The following is a 17,379-nucleotide window of genomic DNA, read 5'->3' on the forward strand; positions in this document are numbered from 1 at the left end:
TATTTATGCAACATTTCAGGTCATTAGAGAAGGTATACATCTGTGTCAGCAACGCAAAAAGAACACAAAACAGCCAGAATACCTTGAACAGATCAAGGTATTCTGGCTGTTTGAATAACATCATGTTAAAACATGAAATACAATTTACGGATTAACAAAAACAGTTTTCAGCTTCGCTACATATTGCACATCAAAGCCAAGACCTTCAGCCACCATGGCAAGTGGTACATATGTTTTGGACTCTTTGCCTACCTTATTCAGGAATGCAGGTGTATCCACAGTAACCGATGCTCCATTTACCTTCACAGCATTGGCACCAATCTTCACAGCAACCTTTCGGTCTCCATATGTAATGGTTGCGGTTGAAGTTTTGTTATCCCACACCGTAGTAGCACCCACAGCGTTTACGATGTCTTGAATCGCCACAAAGTTTTTGCCGTTACGGATAATCGGTTTGTACGGAGTATTTAATGTTTTGCCACTCACAATAATATTCATTGGCTCACCTGTCGCAGGTGCAGTCAGCTTGGTGTAATCTCCCCAAATCGTTTTGGCAAATACTTCGGCAATGGCCGCATATCCAAATTGGTTCGGGTGGAAATCACGATCTTTGATCATATGTGTCATCGTACCTTCACCACCAACAAACTCCTTGGCCACGTGTGCGACTTTGACATCGGTACCTTGAGCAGTGAATTGTGCTGCAATGCCATCAATGGTCTGTGTGAAACCTTGGGATGCCTCCATCAGTTTGGCATACAGTGCCTTGCCTGCTACTTCTGGCATCGGTTGATACTGGTCAGCGATGACAATTTTAGCTGTCGGATTAATTTCATGGATATCATTAATCGTTGCACTAACATTGGCTGTATATGTTGCGAGTAATTCTTTTACCTTGGCTTGCAGATCCTGATCGCTCAGTTTGTCTGCTGTACCGAGAAGCTCAGATACATCATTTCCCCCAATGGTAATTGCAACCAGATTGGCCTGTGCTACACTCTCACGGATTGCAGCAGTATTGGCTCCGATCTGTCCCGCTCTTGGATCAGGAAGACTTGGTTGAATAGCTTCAGAAGTCAGCGTTTTGCCATCCTTAATTGCAGTAGTGAAGTTTTTCAGGCCACTGGTTTTCAATCCGGCAATCCCGTAGTTGTCCACTTGTGTACGTCCATGCAGCAAACCTTGCTCATGCAGACGTTCTACATAACCATAAGGCAATTCTTTTGTGTTGGGCTCATAACCTACCGTTATGGAATCTCCCAATGTGACAATGCGGAACTCCTTGGTTACGGCTACTGCATCTTTCTTCGCAGTCAGCGAAGCCTCGTTAGTACCTGCTGGTAATACACCGGTTTTGGTATCAGCCGCGTGTGCAGGCAATGCGGATGATGTAAAGAGCAGCATTCCTGCCAACATGCTTACCGTTAAACCGGCAGCAGTATTTTCCCATATACGTTTACGCTTCATTCAGGGTAACACTCCTTCTCGTGAATCTATAATTACACTAAATGTACGTGTTCAAAAAGGTCGGTTTTCAGTACCGAGAAGATGGGATGAAGCTAGGCATCCTTCGTAATCAAAAGCGGACTTTTTGAACAACCTCACTATTGTATAGTACATTGGTCATTCCAATGACATCAGTTGGTGTTACTCTATTCTATCATTTTAAAGTAGGTGTTGTCCTCTCTGCTGAGAGCACACATGAAATAACAGACTCCCTGATGGGGAGCCTGTTATTGGTTAAGCTCAGCTATGACGTTCAGTGATTAGTTAAGATTGCGGCTTATTCGAGTCCTCAGAATTTGAATGACCCTTGTCGCTCTCCGGTTTGTTCCCGATAGTTCGCTCCAGATATCGATCATAACGATCATCCACTTCGCGTGCCATCTTCCGGTACTTTAACGTTTCCTCGACAATTGGATCACGTTCTGTCTGGATTCGCACTTCATACTTGGGAGGAATCAGCTGGCGTTCACGCTGATCGGTGTCGCCGGACTCTTCCATGTCCCCTTCCGTCAGCATATCACTGAGCCGTCGTTCCAGTTCTTTGGATTCATCCATTGTTTTCGCTCCTTTAATCAAAGTCATACATGCGTTACCTATACTATTGGACGTCCACTTCGTGTACAGAATCATCTTCCGATCGCTGTTATCCCCAGATTTCTTTGATTCCCTTTTCCAAGGAAGAAATCAGGTGATAAAGGCGAGCACTTCGTTTCTTCAAATGCTTTCTGTCCCCTCCGTTAATGTACAATTACAGGTTATTAAAGCATCAATGAGTTGAACTAACTCACTCCAACCCGGTAGCCTTCGCTTCCTTCAGCACATCCGTCAGTGCATCATGGATTTTGCCATTGCTGGCAACGACATGGTTCACAGACAGTTGGTAAGGCGTTCCGATGGTATCGGTCACCTTGCCGCCGGATTCTTCAACCAGCAGCGCACCTGCGGCAATATCCCACGGTTTCAATCCAACTTCGGTGTAGGCGCTGAGGCGTCCTGCGGCAACATATGCCAGATGAAGGGCGGCAGATCCGCCTGCACGCAAGTTACGAACTTGCGGAGCAAGCGCCTGCACAGCGGCCATATTCAGTGGCAACGCAAAGGTTGTGTCTGCCGGGAATCCAACCGCAATCAGGCTCTGAGCCAGTTCTTGTTCACCAGATACAAGCATCCGGTTTCCGTGAACATATGCTCCTTTCCCTTTTTCCGCAACAAACATTTCATCACGGGAAGGGTCGTAGATCACGCCAACAATGACTTCACCATTGTGAGCCAATGCGATGGACACCGAATAAAACGGGAATCCGTGTACAAAGTTCGTCGTTCCGTCCACAGGATCAACAATCCACAGGAACTCTTCTTCCTCGGCCTCTTTCAGTGCTTTTGCCGAAGCTTCCGGTCCCGGTTCTACGCCTTCTTCACCCAGAATGGCATGGTGGGGAAAATGCGTAAGAATCAGGCGGCGGATCATCTGTTCCGCTCCTTTATCCACTTCGGTCACCAGATCTTGGGGTGAATATTTGGTGCCAAGTTCAGCTACCGTCCCAAGACGGCTTTTGATCCATTCGCCAGCTTTGGAAGCTGCATTAATGGCAACGGCAGTATAGCTTTTGCTTGTCACGACATAAGGTGTCTTTTCCTTCTCATTCAAAGCGTTCACTCTACTTTCTATATCAATCTACGAAAAGTTGAAATACTTGTTAAAAGTATACGCCCCACAGGTCGTAAAGTTTCTCGTTGCCCAGGCCCCTTTTGGCACTACGGATGAATGATGACGGTAGACTCGTCCACCCACTCCACACCCTCTTCGTGATAGAATGCCAGCTTCTGCATCAGTTGTACAAGTGCCTCATCTTTGCGTTTAGCCTCGATCATCACGTCAATCCTTGGGGTATCTGCTGCGATATGACGCAAGAAGTCGAGCACAGGCTCTACCTCTACACCATCGGCGTGACCTCGCAGATCCTTCTCACTCTTTGGACTGGAGACATGGATTTTGGGTGGCAATGGCTGATCAGCCGGTGAATCTGCCTGGGCAAGCGGTGACTGCCAGGTCTTTAGAATATCAGGCCACAGATCCCATGCCTGTTCTCCTTCGTTGTTCACCCAATGGTGATGGATATCCAGTACCATGGGCAATCCCAAGCGCTGGCACACGGCAAGTGTCTCAGGCGCATTGAACGTTTTGTCATCATTTTCGAGTGTGAGCCGCTCCTGAATGTCCCGATCCAGCTTCAAAAAGTTTTCTTCAAAACGAAGCGCCGCCGAAGGCTTGTCCCCGTATGCACCACCAATATGTATATTGTTCTTGGCAGTGGCATTCAGCCCCATGGCATCCAGCATCCGAACATGATGACGAAGGTCGCGAATCGAGTTGTGCAGAACTTGCTCGCGGGGGGTACTAAGTACGGTAAAATGATCCGGATGAAAGGACACACGCATATGATTTTCCTTCACAAAATCACCAATGACCGCAAAGTCCTGCTTCAGTGCCGGGAACGGGTCCCAGTCATTCAGGTCCTCGTGTGTTGCCAGTGGAATCAATTTGGAAGAGAAGCGATATACATGAATATGGCTACCCTTGTTGTGCCTGAGCAAACGTAATGTATTGTGCAGGTTCTCGGCTGCAATCCGTTCGAGCTTTCGGATCGCTGCTTCCCTGTCATCGATTTTGTTAAAACTCGACATGGTCATGGTCCGGGAAGGCGAGGCATTCTCTATAAGCACGGACATTGCCACGTAACCAAAGCGTACGAGCATGAATCTCTTCCTCTCTATTAGGGCGGGAAACCCGCACGGCATATTCAGCCATCAGGATGTACCGTCACTGTATATAACCAAGTTTTACCCTAAAAGAGTGACCATAATCGTATTCTGACAAATCAGTCTATCCGACCCGCACTTACAGTCAACAACTACTCCTGTGCTTGCTCTCCAAAGAACATCTCATCTGCAAGGGCAGTCTGAATGCGTGATTCTTCCTCAGTCAATTTGCGGATGAGTTGCATCTCCACCTCGGTTACCTCTTGCCCCTGGAAGTTGATCTCTGCAATGGAAACCACGATCTTGACGATGGCTACAGCCACGTTATCCGGTGTGTATGCAATCACTTTCTGGCCGGTAGGAAATACCCGGAAGCCCTGTTTGACCATTTTGCCGCGTCCGTATTCAAGCAGTTCGAACAGCTCCTGCTCATTCTTGAACTTGCATACGGAATTGAATTCAGTCTGAAATCCCATGCATATCCCTCCTGATCTTGTGGTCGCAGGCTACGCCTGTACGCCGTTCTCGTAATTCAGTGCCTGCTTACGGTTGTAACGCTCCAGTGCCAGCTCAATCATGCGATCCAACAGTTCGGCATACGATACACCTGTCTCACGCCAAAGAAGTGGATACATGCTGTATGGTGTGAAACCAGGCATGGTGTTGACTTCATTAATAAGCAATGCGCCGTCATTTTTCCGAATGAAGAAGTCCGCACGTGAAATGCCGTTACCTTCAATCGCACGGAACGCCTGCAAAGCTGCCTCGCGAATGCGATCTGCGGCCTCTGGGTCCAGTGGAGCTGGAATCAGCATCTGTGATTGACCATCAATATACTTGGCTGCATAGTCATAATACTCACCGGAGGATACGATCTCACCTGGAACGGAAGCCATCGGCTCATCATTGCCGAGGACGCTGACCTCAACTTCGCGGGCTTCAACGAACTCCTCAATGACAACCTTCGTATCATACCGAAGTGCGAACTCAACAGCTGTCTTCAGTTCATCGCGGTTACGTGCTTTGGAGATGCCTACACTGGAGCCCAAATTTGCCGGTTTGATAAAACAAGGATACCCCAGCTGATCTTCGACCTGTACGATCATTTCGTGCTCTGTCTGCTTCCATTGTGTCGCGTTAAAATACGTAAAAGCACATTGGTCAATGCCAGCCTGTGCAAACAGCTTTTTCATGACCACTTTGTCCATGCCGCCAGCCGAAGCGAGTACACCCGCACCTACATATGGCATATCCGCCATCTCGAACATGCCCTGAATGGTGCCATCCTCTCCAAACGTACCATGCAGCAGAGGGAACATCACGTCCAGCGCTTCTGCTCCGCCATACAAACGGCCAAACAGGGCGTTCAGCGCATCCTGCGTTCCACCCGCCGATTGATCCAGCTTCAGATCTTCAATCTGCGCGAACGGCGCATGCATGACAGGTCCTTTTTTCCACGTCCCCTGCTTGGAGATATAAAAAGGAACCAGTTCATACTTTTCATAATCAAATGCGTTTGTTACAGCAAACGCCGTTTGCAGCGACACCTCATGCTCGCCCGATTTTCCGCCGTACACGACGCCTACTTTTAATTTATCCATACTCATGTGTACCCTCCGATTATCTGTGCCTGATGCTGTCATGTTTGCATGCTCAGCACCCTTGTTATTCTGCTTGTGTTATCTGGTCTTATTTTACACGGAACTGGATGTCTGCGTCACCGCATCCCGAAAATCTTTCGTCATCAAAACTCATCTGCAATATGAAAAAGCCGGTATACCGTCCGCTCCGTCCAAGCGTAAGAATCCCGGTAATCCCAAAAGCGGTGACGGCTGCTAACCGTATGTGCGTTAACAAGCGGCATACCGCCCGCATCAAACGCGGTCACAACGGTGCTGTGCTGAAATCGTCCATCTCCATCCCAATCGTAGAGAATAACATCGCCGAGCATCAGCTGCTCAGGACGCTCCACTTCTGTCGCGGTCAGACCCCAGCTGCTGCCTGACAAATAACGCTCCAGACTGTTGGAAACTGCCCAACTGTAACTCCACATTTCAGAGCCGTTCACATACCCTTTATACCACCAGCCGGCTTCTCTTCTACCAGTATAGTGGATGGGTGCGCCCCCTGCAAAGAGACATTGGGACACGTAATTGGTACAATCCACATCAAATTCCTCAAATGCCGGATTGCCCGCATTCCACCACCGATCTGCATAGGCAACTGCCAGATCTCTGCGATATGACTGTTGCCGTGAGCTTCTTCCTTGACCCAACACTTCCCGATTCAGCAGCGGCCGATTCATCGCCTGTACAAAATCAGCTTGTTGAAACGGACGCCCTTCCCCAGCAGGGCGACGCTCCGGCACTTCTCGCTCGACCCGTCCAATGATCCATCCACCACTCTGCCGCAGAAAGGTTAACCGCTCCCGCTCAATCCGGTCCTCCCGGTGGGTGATCCCGCTCTTCTCGTAGAACAGTCTGCTGTACAATTGTACATCCACCACCGCTTCTTCCTGGCCATCCATAAGCGTGCGCACAAGCTTGGCGCTGGTCTCGCTGCGAAGAGGCACGGCGCGCCGCTTACGATACCATTCGTCCAGCCTTGCCATACGCTCTCCCCGTTCCACCACGAAGTCAGGATCGGTAACGATCCGTTCGCTGGTCTGTGGACGGTAGTCGATCTCACAGCGATTGTACTGGTTCACGTAAGTATATAAGGCACTCTTCCATTCCCGTTCCAAGCCTATGTCCCCCTTTGGCATGAGTTCTGTCTGGAATATTGCATTGCGTATATAAACTCCTACTATTCATATGAAAGGGTCTTCGGTTGTATGTGCACGGCTCAGGAGAGAGATCCGAAATTCGGCAAATACAGGTACACAAGATATCTTATTCCTGCTCGCTTCACGAAAACGCCTTCATCGCTCCAAAAGCTTGCTTGATCAGGCAAAAAGACCTTTACGTACGGAGGTGAAAACGGTATACTTAAAACTAAAGTTATGATTATGAAATTACGTTTCATCTGATGAAACTAACAATCAAGAACACGGAACGATGAAGGCCTGTTCTTCACCTAAATGAACGTTTTCTTCATCTCACCGACACATCCCAAGGAGGTACATGTATGTCAGCAAAGAATCATTTCTCCGCCGCTCGCAGTCTTGAGGTTGGAGGCAAGTCTTACCGCTACTACAGTCTCGATGCTCTTCAGGAAAACGGCCACGGCGATCTTTCCAGGCTTCCTTTCTCCATTAAAGTGTTGCTTGAAGCAGCAATTCGTCAATTCGACGGACGTGCCATCACCGAAGAACACGTAAAACAACTGACCGGCTGGGCAGATGGCCGTGATAATAACAAGGAAATTCCATTCATCCCTGCACGTATCGTTCTGCAGGATTTCACCGGTGTACCGGTTGTCGTTGACCTCGCTGCAATGCGTGATACTGTGAAAAAAGCAGGCGGCGATCCAAAACAGATCAACCCGCTCGTACCGGTCGATCTCGTTATTGACCACTCCGTCATGGTTGATGCTTTTGGTACCAACGATGCACTTGATTACAATATCAAAGTCGAGTTCGAGCGTAATGAAGAGCGTTACCGCTTCTTGCGTTGGGCGCAAACGGCATTCAACAACTTCCGTGCAGTTCCACCATCCACAGGGATCGTTCACCAGGTTAACCTGGAGTATCTGGCTTCCGTGGCAGCAACCAAAACCGTGGACGGCGAAACCGTTGTATTCCCGGATTCCCTCGTAGGTACAGACTCCCACACCACCATGATCAACGGACTTGGCGTTGTTGGTTGGGGTGTTGGTGGTATTGAGGCTGAAGCAGGTATGCTGGGCCAACCGCTTTATTTTGTAACACCGGACGTTATCGGTTTCAAACTGACTGGCAGCCTGAGCGAAGGCGCAACAGCAACGGATCTGGCACTCACTGTTACCCAATTGCTTCGTAAAAAAGGCGTTGTTGGTAAATTCGTTGAGTTCTACGGTCCAGGTCTTGCCAACATCGGTCTGGCTGACCGTGCAACAGTAGCCAACATGGCACCAGAATATGGCGCTACCATCGGTTTCTTCCCTGTTGATAGTGAAACGTTGAACTATCTGCGTAACACTGGCCGTCCTGACGAACAGGTAGAATTGGTTGAAGCTTATTACAAAGCTCAAGGCATGTTCCGTACTTCCAGCACCGTTGATCCTGAATTCACAGATGTCATTGAACTGGATCTCGGCTCTGTTGTACCAAGTCTTGCAGGACCAAAACGTCCACAGGATCGCATCGAGCTGACACAAATGAAAGAAAGCTTCAACAGCATCATTCGCACACCTGTAGATAAAGGCGGCTACGGTCTGAGCGATGAGAAAATCGAACAATCCGTACCTGTGAAGCACCCGAACGGTTCCACCAGTGAACTGAAAGCAGGCGCTGTTGTGATCGCGGCGATCACAAGTTGTACGAACACTTCGAATCCAAGTGTTATGGTTGGAGCGGGACTACTGGCGAAAAAAGCAGTTGAACGCGGCCTGACCAAACCAGGATATGTGAAAAGCAGTCTGACACCAGGTTCCCTTGTTGTTACCGAGTACCTGGAAAAAGCAGGTCTGATCACGTATCTAGACAAACTCGGATTCAACGTTGCCGGCTACGGTTGTGCAACATGCATCGGTAACTCCGGCCCACTGCCGGACGAAGTGAGCGAAGCTATTGCTGAGAACGATATGACCGTAGCGGCTGTATTGTCCGGTAACCGTAACTTCGAAGGCCGTGTGCATGCACAGGTTAAAGCCAACTATCTGGCATCACCACCACTCGTTGTGGCATACGCACTTGCGGGTACAGTGAATATTGACTTTGAAACCGATCCAATCGGTTATGATACGAACAATGAGCCTGTATTCCTGAAAGACCTCTGGCCTACCTCCGAGGAAATCAAGGATACCATCGCTAGTTCCCTGAACGCTCAGATGTTCCGCAACAAGTACGAGAATGTATTTACAGCCAATGAGCGTTGGAATTCAATTTCTGTACCGGAAGGTGAATTGTACGAGTGGGATCCGAACTCCACGTACATTCAGAATCCTCCGTTCTTCCAAGAGCTTGGCGACAAGTTGAACGATATCGCAGATATCCGTTCTGCACGCGTTATGGCATTGCTTGCGGATTCCGTAACAACGGATCACATCTCGCCAGCAGGTAATATTGCCGTATCCAGCCCGGCTGGACTGTATCTGAAAGAGCATGGCGTAGAGCGCAAAGACTTCAACTCCTACGGTTCACGTCGTGGTAACCATGAAGTCATGATGCGTGGTACGTTTGCCAACATTCGTATTCGTAACCAGGTAGCTCCTGGTACAGAAGGCGGTATCACGAAGTACCTGCCAACGGACGAAGAAATGTCCATCTACGATGCTTCCATGAAGTATCAGGATGAAGGACAGAACCTGATCGTTATCGCTGGTAAAGAGTATGGTACAGGAAGCTCCCGTGACTGGGCGGCAAAAGGAACATTCCTGCTCGGCGTCAAAGCCGTTATCGCAGAAAGCTTCGAGCGGATTCACCGTAGTAACTTGGTCGGCATGGGCGTAATGCCATTGCAATTCCAGGAAGGTCACGGCTGGTCCAGCCTTGGTCTGAACGGACGTGAAACGTATGACATTACTGGCCTCAGCAATGACGTGAAGCCAGGACAAGAGTTGAAAGTTACCGTAACTCGTGAAGACGGTACACAGTTCGAATTCCCTGTCATCGCTCGTCTGGACAGCATGGTTGACGTGGATTACTACCATAACGGCGGTATCCTGCAAACCGTATTGCGTCAAATGATGAAAAAAGCTTAATGATATAAATCATTAATGCGATGAAGTTATACAAAAAAGCCCCCCATTACGTGCAATCAGCACGTGGCGGGGAGCTTTTTTGGCTTTGCTTTTTATAATCGGGATATGGTTAAAAATCAATCTTCAAGGCCAACTGCCTTTTAATGCCCAATGTGATGTGAGGCTTGATCTAACAGTTGAATCGTGCCCATGATCAGAAACAAACACGACAGAGCAATTAACGAGCCTCCAACCCATCTAGACATGATCACTCGCTCCGTAATCTGTTTTTCCGAAGCATCCGTTACCTTGTGTGGATACACGAGAAACATTAGCCCTGCGCTAATGAACAGTACAGCCATTATAATCAAGTTCTTTCCCTCCTTACACATGACTTTCCTTAGAATTTAACTTTTTCGTCGTCACGCGGGATTCTCCTCCCGACAACACCTTTTTCAGACCCATAGCCATGGTATAAATGATATATCCAATCAAGCCGCCGAGTGTATTAAGCATCAGATCATCCACATCAAATATGCCCATGCCGGTCACTAACTGTGTCACTTCATAGCCCAGACTGAGCAGCAGAGACAGTATGAGTACCTTTACTCCAGAGAATAACTTGTTGCCCGTCAACACAGGGATGAAGATGCCCAGAGGGATAAAGGCCAGTATATTGCCTACCAGATGGATTGCGGTGCCAGGACGATGTAACGACAGACTGTTCCAGTCTCGTGAGATTTCCTGAAATGGTGTCAGGTTGACGGTTCGGGTATGGACCAGATCCGGTTGTTGCAAGAACGCCATCAGTCGATCCTTCACGATGCCAAAATCCACCGGGCTTCCTTTGAACAGGATCAGCTTAGTCAGCAGATATAAATAGATAATGAAAACAGCAGTCCAAAGGATGTAATGTTTGGTTTTCTTCTGGTTGTTCTGCTTCATGCTGCTCTTCCCCCCTTGTGTTGCCTGCTATTTCTTTACGGTGACGATGATGCCATCCATGTTATCACCCGATATTTCAGTTTGGCCGTGCTCAGGTATGTAAACGGGCGTATCTTGGGTGGCCTGGTAATAACGGATATGATACTCCTCACCCTCTACTTCAACAGTAATGTTCTCTTTGTCTTTTAACAAATCAAGATACTCCTCCAGCACCAAATTATTCTTATGCATGATAGCACTATGCGGCAGCCCTACATATCGAAAGTGCCATGGTTCATACTGAATACCCGTGATACGTACTTTATCCTTCGGGTATCGCAAAATAAATCCGTATTTCCATGCATTCTTCTCCAGCCAGGCACCCTCTGGTGCTTCATTCATGGCAGCCAGGCTGGAGCCGATATCCAGGGATAACCCGAGATTGTGCTCACTGTGACCCGCAGGAAGTGCATAGTCTGAACCCTTTTCCTGATATAGCTCGTCCTGCTTTTCAAAGTCCCTGTACCCGCTGCTGACGAGAAAATATCGAACTCCCTCTTCGCCTGCTGCTTCCACCATCTTCTGAAACTCCTGCGCCACCTGCCGGGATAACATGATTTTCCGATCCATGATTCCATATCCACGAAGCAGCTCATCCTCATCCGCTATATATACAATATCGGATTTAACCCCTTCCGCGCCAATGGGGTATTGCTTATTAACCAGTAACAAGTTCCCCTTATATACCTGATCCTGAATATTTCCCGTGACGGATACCGTATAACCTGCCGGATTTTCGCGCGTATTCTGAATCTCGATGGGCAACTCCTCCTTCTGCTGAAGCCATCCTGGTGATTGTGTAACGATATATCCGATCAAAATAATACATATCAAAAAGGCCCACTTCTTCATGCTTGTTCCTCCTTTTACCTCATACATCAAGGATAGACAACACAAGTTAAAGAAAAAGCAGGGCAATTTTAAAGTTTTTCTTAAATTTTGACGTCAACCTTATTGGAACACGGGCAAACGAACTTCGAACTGCGTCCGTACCACATCGCTCTGGGCCGAGATTGTACCGTCATGCTGCTCCACAATATTGCGAGCGATAAACAGTCCGAGGCCTGTCCCACCCTCCTGAGGAGTCCTGGCACGATCTCCGGTGTAATACATATCGAAGATATGTGGCAATTCTTCCGGACGAATATGTCCACCATAGTTAATTACCTGAATGATGACCTGTTCTGCATCCCGATATCCATTAATATCTACGTACATGCCATCCTTGCCATGCCGTGCAGCGTTAATTAGCAGATTCTCGAACACACGGGCCAGCAGCTCGCCATCACCGGAGACCATAAGGTCAGTGTCTATTTTTAGTCGGGCAACTAGTTGGTTCTTTTCAAATACAGGATAGAGTTCTTCGTTCATCTGCTTCAGCAGTTCGCTAAGATCCAGCTGTGTCTTGTTTATAGGCAGCATGCCATAATTCATACGGGTAATTTCGAACAAATCATCAATCAGCTTCTCCAGACGCTGTGATTTGGTGAATGCAATCGACGTAAAGTGCCGTACCTGCTCCTCCGTTAGCTGATCATCTTTCATGAGCAGATCCAAATATCCAAGCACCGAGGTCAGCGGTGTTCGCAGATCATGCGCCAGATTGACGACAAGCTGGTCCTTACTATTTTCAGCAAAATCCCCTCGTTCCACCGCTTCCCTTAACTTCTCACTTGCCAGGTTCACATCCTCCGCAATCGTACCTAACTCGTCCTTCGAGGAGATCTGCACACGATGCTGAAAGTCGCCATTGGCCAAATGCCTGATCCCTGTAGAAATGTCCTTGAAATACGTCGCGTAGGGCTTGGTAAACCAGAAGAAAAATAGAATGGCCAGTGGAATAAATAAGATCAGGAAGAAATAGATATCTCCGATACTTTTCATAAAATGACGATATTCAGCGAGCTGATCCTCTGCACGGACACCCGAATAATAGGCTTGTAAAAGCTTGTAAATCCCATAAGTGATTGCGCCAGAGGCAAGCATGCTTAACCCTAACAACATAATCATGGTTGTACGAAAACTTCTTCGTTTAGTCATTAAACGTGTACCCCACGCCCCAGATCGTTTTGATAAACTTGTTCTTGTTCACATCTTCCCCCAGCTTTTTGCGCAGGGTCCGAATGTGGACCATCACGGTATTCCCGCTCTCGTAATAGGCTTCTCCCCAGACCTGTTCAAAAATACTTTCTGCACTGAACACCTGCTTGGGGTGGCTCGCGAGCAGATACAAAATGTCGAACTCCTTCGGTGTTAGTTCCACTGGTTTGCCGTAAAGTGTAACGCGATGTTGATCTGGCGTGATGATGAGCCCGCCCTTCTCCAGAATGGACCTCTGAACAGGCGCAGACTGGCTGAATTGCAGAGAACGACGCAACTGGGAGTTCACCCGGGCAACAAGCTCCATCGGATTGAACGGTTTGGTCATATAATCGTCCGCGCCCATCACGAGTCCCGTAATTTTGTCCATATCTGACGTTTTGGCACTCAGGAAAATGATCGGTAAATGATGCTGTTCCCGAATTTTACGGGTCACCTCATAACCATCCATGCCAGGCATCATAATGTCCAGAATCGCCAAATCGATCGCTTGGGTCTGAACAACTTGAACCGCCGCCTTCCCGTCAAAGGCCTTGATGGTGTGATATCCTTCTTTTTGTAAATGTAAAGCAACCAGATCAGCGATCTCAACTTCATCGTCTGCGATCAGAATCGTAATTCGCTTCATTGCTTATTCCACTCCTATGTGTGATGCTCAACAATATAACATATTTGAATCCAACAGATAAACCAATGAAAGGAATCCATAGATATGAAACTGGAGCGATTATTAGCCATCGTAGTGCTGCTAATCAATCGTGGACGGGTACAAGCCAAAGACTTGGCAGATATGTTCGAAGTATCGATCCGGACCATCTATCGGGACATCGATACATTAGGTCAAGCAGGCATCCCTGTAGTGACGTATCAGGGGGCAAGCGGCGGGATTGGTCTGGCAGAGGGTTACCGTCTGGATCGAAACGTATTAACAGACAAGGACCTCGCTTCCATCGTCACTGCACTGCGCAGTGTATCCACTTCCCATGCTAATGCGGCGCGTGAGCTTCTGGTCGAAAAACTCAGCAGTATCGTACCTGAATCCAAAAATGACGATTTTCAGGCCAATACCAATCGATTCATCGTTGATTATTCAACCTGGACGCATCCCGAAGCGCTGAAAATCAAGCTTGAACTTATCGAACAGGGTATGGATCAACTCCGTCCCGTAACCTTTACCTACTGCAGTGCGGAAGGTATCCAGACTCACCGAACTGCCGACCCTCATACCATCGTACTCAAGAAACATTCCTGGTATCTGTATGCTTTTTGTCACGAGCGGAATCAATTTCGCATGTTCAAGCTTGTGCGTATGCAAGATGTCACGCTTGCTAATGAGCACTTCAAGCGTAAAGTCATCAACCCACAGGACAGACCCTGGCAACAGGAATGGAGCCGTCCGGACAATCAAGCTAGGTTAACCTTGAAATTCCATGCTCGCGTCCGTCATATTGCGGAAGAATGGTTTGGGATCGAGAACGTCATGCCTGATGGGACTGGGTATTATATTAGCCAGGTTGCTTTTCCCGAGGATAACTGGTTATATGGGTTCATTCTGGGCTTCGGCGCGGACATTGAAGTATTGGAACCGCAGCATATTCGAGACGAGATCTGCCGTATAGCCGAACAAATTGTTCAAAATTATATACCTCCGACTCAAACCTGACAGACAGCTGTCCAGTTCCTCCCCGTATACTTCAGATATATACAATCTGTACATATTTGAGGAGGAACTAATCATGAACGTCACTGTATGTCAAAGCTGCGGCATGCCGCTCACAGCACCTGCCCACTTCGGAACGGAAGCAGATGGAAGCACAACCCGTGAGTACTGTATTTATTGTTACAAAGAGGGTAAGTTCGAGCAGCCCGGTATTTCACTCGAAGGCATGACGGAGATGTGCACTGCCATTCTGAAGGAAGAGGGCATGGATGAGGAATCCGCTCGTTCGATGCTGCGTAACCAGCTTCCTTTTTTGAAGCGTTGGCGCACAAATACAACGGATCAACATGCAGAATCTCTCGCTGAAAACTCTACTGCTTCTGCTAATCCTGGTCAGGCAACAACAGATCATTCGTTCTCTGCCCAGCCCGTTCGTTATGTCACGCTCCCAGGCAAACGTCTTGCCGGCGTATCCGCCCGCACAACCAACGCCATTGAGATCAGTGGCAAAGGCTGTATTCAGGGACTCTGGAACAATTATTTTGCCTCAGAGCACCTCCCTGCACCTGAAGTTGTTCGCTATGGCTGTTACACGGATTACACCGATGGCATAACCGGAGAATACACCATACTGGTAGGGCATGAGGTCAGTCAGAACGAATCATTGCCTGAAGGATTGGATGACATTCTACTCCCTCCTGCAACTTACGCCGTATTCACTTCCAGAAAAGGACCGATGGCAGAGGTTGTTGGCGAAGCTTGGGGAGCCGTGTGGGCATGGGACAAACAAAGTGATCGTACGTTCACCGGGGATTTTGAATTGTATGATGAACGCAGCCTGAATCCCGAAAGTGTACAAGTGGATATATACATCGCTGTTCGCCAAAGTAGATAAAACCAACACGATACCACCTCAGAAAGGATCAAAATTTCCTCGCATCCTTCTTCATATCACGCAAGCTGCCGAGTACACTCGGCAGTTTTTTTGTTATATCCGTAACTACATTACCCCTAAACAACCCGACCATGGTACCAAGTTAGTTAGCATGCTTTGCATCATTTAACCAGATAATATGCCTCATAAGCGGGTACCATTGACTTCCTTAAAATTGGGACTATTCACATAACAACAGATTCGTTTCTCCCATATCAATCCTTTCAAATCAGGTCCTTTACTCCTGAATTTCCCTAAAAACGTTTACATCTCCTTAAAACCGGGTAAAATCACTACAATCCAATTGGAATTACGCTTTAAACTCTTTTATTTCGTCTAACAAGTCACATGTACCTATATGCCCACCTGGCATGGTAAACAGTCGAAATACATAATTTAAAAAAATGCATTAAAGGAGGAACCAAGATGATCCGCATGCCTATTCAGCAAATGATCCCGTACCACCACCAATATCCGCGCAACACGGCGACCACTGCTCCTAAAAAGGAGAATGAGAACACTCAAGGTCTATCCTTTCATGAAATTCTGCAGCAAAAAATGGCGAAGAAGAGTACTTCTCCTTCCCTTCGATAAAATGGACACCGGACCCTATTCAAGTAGGTTATCAACCGTCTTTCCGCAGCTTGGCGGAAGGGCGGTTATTGGCGTTGAGTAGCAAACACCTGTACAGTTCTCAGGCATGTTTCTATAATGGTTTAAATATCTACGATTTCCATCACATTATACGAACTGTAAAAGGGGACTTAGCCTATGATCACCATTGGTTGTTTTCACGCACACTATTCCAACATCGCCTTAATTGAAGAAACGCTTGCTCCTTATGAAGTTGAATTGGTCCATTACGTCGATCCAGGTCTGGACCGCCTTAAACATGACGCTGACTTTTCCGAGGTCGTCATTCACGAGAAGGTAGCCCAGACGCTCCAATGGATCGCTGAGTGTCATGCCGATGCCATTCTGGTCACGTGTACCCTGTTTGCGACAGTACTGGAGCAGGAAGCCACACAGGTCCCTGTGCCTGTGATCGGCATAGATGATCCGTTATTGCAGGAGATGCGGCGAGTACCGGGAGATTACATAATCGCATTCACCAACCCGGCAACCGTTGATGGGACGATGGCACGGGTGAATCAGGCATTACAGCAAGAGGATGAGAATGGGCAACTACACGTTGCCAAGACATCTCAGACGGAAGCGGTGTGCATCCCTGGGACATTTGAGTTGATTATGCGTGGAGATCGGCAAGGGTATATCGAAGCGGTACGTGAAGGCTTACAGCAGATTGCTGAGCAGTATCCGGGTAAAAGGGTAGTTGCAGCCCAACTATCTATGGCTCCCGCAGCTGCACAAGTTACAATAGACAGAGGTATTCCGATCCATAGTCCGCTGGCATTGCTTGCGGAGTATTTGGAGAAGAATTTGGGTGTGGTTCGACAGTAGTAGCGGATTTGGAGTGACATATTACACTCACTAAAAAAATGTGAACCTACTATATTGGCTCCTTTTGCAAAATAAAAACGCTCTCGAAGAAGGGCATTTCAAATGGTATAATCACTATGTACAGCCAATTTGTGGTGGGGAATAGGCTTGCCTC

General features: G+C 47.9%; 17 protein-coding genes. 5 read left to right on the forward strand and 12 right to left on the reverse strand.

The window, feature by feature from the left end:
• Nucleotides 1–144: 144 nt before the first annotated feature.
• The 7 genes from J2X75_RS28565 to J2X75_RS28595 form a co-directional block, all read right to left on the reverse strand.
• Nucleotides 145–1,467 (reverse strand): SGNH/GDSL hydrolase family protein, encoded by a 1,323-nt coding sequence (locus tag J2X75_RS28565; RefSeq protein ID WP_310342803.1) that lies wholly within the window; start codon nt 1,465–1,467, stop codon nt 145–147.
• A gap of 303 nt (nt 1,468–1,770) precedes the next feature.
• The gene (locus J2X75_RS28570) at nt 1,771–2,061 is read right to left on the reverse strand and encodes a hypothetical protein (RefSeq protein WP_124118739.1); all 291 of its coding nucleotides are present in this window, start codon (nt 2,059–2,061) and stop codon (nt 1,771–1,773) included.
• 229 nt (nt 2,062–2,290) lie between these two features.
• Nucleotides 2,291–3,154, reverse strand: a complete 864-nt coding sequence (locus J2X75_RS28575) for an inositol monophosphatase family protein (RefSeq protein WP_197997992.1) — start codon at nt 3,152–3,154, stop codon at nt 2,291–2,293.
• A 107-nt stretch (nt 3,155–3,261) separates the two neighbouring features.
• A complete protein-coding gene (gene uvsE, locus J2X75_RS28580) occupies nt 3,262–4,263 on the reverse strand; it encodes a UV DNA damage repair endonuclease UvsE (RefSeq protein WP_310342810.1) in 1,002 nt (333 codons plus the stop codon).
• A gap of 155 nt (nt 4,264–4,418) precedes the next feature.
• Nucleotides 4,419–4,742, reverse strand: coding sequence for a hypothetical protein (locus tag J2X75_RS28585; RefSeq protein ID WP_036614107.1), 324 nt, complete (start codon nt 4,740–4,742; stop codon nt 4,419–4,421).
• Between the two features lie 30 nt (nt 4,743–4,772).
• Nucleotides 4,773–5,873, reverse strand: a complete 1,101-nt coding sequence (locus tag J2X75_RS28590) for a D-alanine--D-alanine ligase (protein ID WP_310342815.1) — start codon at nt 5,871–5,873, stop codon at nt 4,773–4,775.
• Nucleotides 5,874–6,010: 137 nt separating this feature from the next.
• Nucleotides 6,011–7,009, reverse strand: a complete 999-nt coding sequence (locus J2X75_RS28595; RefSeq protein WP_370511462.1) for an amidase domain-containing protein — start codon at nt 7,007–7,009, stop codon at nt 6,011–6,013.
• 383 nt (nt 7,010–7,392) lie between these two features.
• Here J2X75_RS28595 and acnA point away from each other — a divergent pair, with 383 nt between their 5' ends.
• Entirely contained in the window at nt 7,393–10,107 is a 2,715-nt protein-coding gene (gene acnA, locus J2X75_RS28600) for an aconitate hydratase AcnA (protein ID WP_310342817.1), read from the forward strand.
• 140 nt (nt 10,108–10,247) lie between these two features.
• Here acnA and J2X75_RS28605 read toward each other — a convergent pair whose 3' ends face one another.
• The 5 genes from J2X75_RS28605 to J2X75_RS28625 form a co-directional block, all read right to left on the reverse strand.
• Nucleotides 10,248–10,457 carry a hypothetical protein gene (locus tag J2X75_RS28605; RefSeq protein ID WP_074093413.1) on the reverse strand — a complete coding sequence of 70 codons (210 nt, stop codon included), beginning with the start codon at nt 10,455–10,457 and terminating at the stop codon, nt 10,248–10,250.
• 13 nt (nt 10,458–10,470) lie between these two features.
• Nucleotides 10,471–11,031, reverse strand: a complete 561-nt coding sequence (locus tag J2X75_RS28610) for a VanZ family protein (protein ID WP_310342819.1) — start codon at nt 11,029–11,031, stop codon at nt 10,471–10,473.
• Between the two features lie 27 nt (nt 11,032–11,058).
• Nucleotides 11,059–11,922: a M15 family metallopeptidase gene (locus J2X75_RS28615; protein ID WP_310342821.1), complete on the reverse strand. Its 864-nt coding sequence runs from the start codon at nt 11,920–11,922 to the stop codon at nt 11,059–11,061.
• 99 nt (nt 11,923–12,021) lie between these two features.
• On the reverse strand, nt 12,022–13,110 hold the full coding sequence (locus J2X75_RS28620) for a HAMP domain-containing sensor histidine kinase (RefSeq protein WP_310342825.1): 1,089 nt from the start codon (nt 13,108–13,110) through the stop codon (nt 12,022–12,024).
• Complete coding sequence (locus J2X75_RS28625; RefSeq protein WP_150364265.1) at nt 13,103–13,798, reverse strand: response regulator transcription factor; 696 nt, start codon at nt 13,796–13,798, stop codon at nt 13,103–13,105. The genes J2X75_RS28620 and J2X75_RS28625 overlap by 8 nt, the downstream gene beginning before the upstream one ends.
• An 84-nt stretch (nt 13,799–13,882) precedes the next feature.
• Between J2X75_RS28625 and J2X75_RS28630 the strand changes: the two genes are divergently transcribed.
• The 4 genes from J2X75_RS28630 (at nt 13,883) to J2X75_RS28645 (ending at nt 17,225) form a co-directional block, all read left to right on the forward strand.
• Nucleotides 13,883–14,833 carry a helix-turn-helix transcriptional regulator gene (locus tag J2X75_RS28630; RefSeq protein WP_310342834.1) on the forward strand — a complete coding sequence of 317 codons (951 nt, stop codon included), beginning with the start codon at nt 13,883–13,885 and terminating at the stop codon, nt 14,831–14,833.
• A gap of 73 nt (nt 14,834–14,906) precedes the next feature.
• Nucleotides 14,907–15,725, forward strand: a complete 819-nt coding sequence (locus tag J2X75_RS28635) for a zinc ribbon domain-containing protein (protein ID WP_310342836.1) — start codon at nt 14,907–14,909, stop codon at nt 15,723–15,725.
• A 465-nt stretch (nt 15,726–16,190) separates the two neighbouring features.
• Nucleotides 16,191–16,358, forward strand: coding sequence for a hypothetical protein (locus tag J2X75_RS28640; RefSeq protein ID WP_167483866.1), 168 nt, complete (start codon nt 16,191–16,193; stop codon nt 16,356–16,358).
• A gap of 177 nt (nt 16,359–16,535) precedes the next feature.
• Nucleotides 16,536–17,225 carry a hypothetical protein gene (locus J2X75_RS28645; RefSeq protein ID WP_310342839.1) on the forward strand — a complete coding sequence of 230 codons (690 nt, stop codon included), beginning with the start codon at nt 16,536–16,538 and terminating at the stop codon, nt 17,223–17,225.
• Nucleotides 17,226–17,379 lie beyond the last annotated feature (154 nt).

This window comes from Paenibacillus sp. 2003 (assembly GCF_031455635.1).
In the GTDB taxonomy this organism is placed as follows: domain Bacteria; phylum Bacillota; class Bacilli; order Paenibacillales; family Paenibacillaceae; genus Paenibacillus; species Paenibacillus amylolyticus_B.

Bases quoted from the DNA above. Each gene is read 5' to 3' on its own strand.
- J2X75_RS28620 (WP_310342825.1), bottom strand. From the start codon at position 13,110: ATGACTAAACGAAGAAGTTTTCGTACAACCATGATTATGTTGTTAGGG.
- J2X75_RS28615 (WP_310342821.1), bottom strand. From the start codon at position 11,922: ATGAAGAAGTGGGCCTTTTTGATATGTATTATTTTGATCGGATATATC.
- uvsE (WP_310342810.1), bottom strand. From the start codon at position 4,263: ATGCTCGTACGCTTTGGTTACGTGGCAATGTCCGTGCTTATAGAGAAT.
- J2X75_RS28630 (WP_310342834.1), top strand. From the start codon at position 13,883: ATGAAACTGGAGCGATTATTAGCCATCGTAGTGCTGCTAATCAATCGT.
- J2X75_RS28570 (WP_124118739.1), bottom strand. From the start codon at position 2,061: ATGGATGAATCCAAAGAACTGGAACGACGGCTCAGTGATATGCTGACG.
- J2X75_RS28635 (WP_310342836.1), top strand. From the start codon at position 14,907: ATGAACGTCACTGTATGTCAAAGCTGCGGCATGCCGCTCACAGCACCT.
- J2X75_RS28640 (WP_167483866.1), top strand. From the start codon at position 16,191: ATGATCCGCATGCCTATTCAGCAAATGATCCCGTACCACCACCAATAT.
- J2X75_RS28585 (WP_036614107.1), bottom strand. From the start codon at position 4,742: ATGGGATTTCAGACTGAATTCAATTCCGTATGCAAGTTCAAGAATGAG.
- J2X75_RS28565 (WP_310342803.1), bottom strand. From the start codon at position 1,467: ATGAAGCGTAAACGTATATGGGAAAATACTGCTGCCGGTTTAACGGTA.
- J2X75_RS28590 (WP_310342815.1), bottom strand. From the start codon at position 5,873: ATGAGTATGGATAAATTAAAAGTAGGCGTCGTGTACGGCGGAAAATCG.
- acnA (WP_310342817.1), top strand. From the start codon at position 7,393: ATGTCAGCAAAGAATCATTTCTCCGCCGCTCGCAGTCTTGAGGTTGGA.
- J2X75_RS28625 (WP_150364265.1), bottom strand. From the start codon at position 13,798: ATGAAGCGAATTACGATTCTGATCGCAGACGATGAAGTTGAGATCGCT.
- J2X75_RS28610 (WP_310342819.1), bottom strand. From the start codon at position 11,031: ATGAAGCAGAACAACCAGAAGAAAACCAAACATTACATCCTTTGGACT.
- J2X75_RS28645 (WP_310342839.1), top strand. From the start codon at position 16,536: ATGATCACCATTGGTTGTTTTCACGCACACTATTCCAACATCGCCTTA.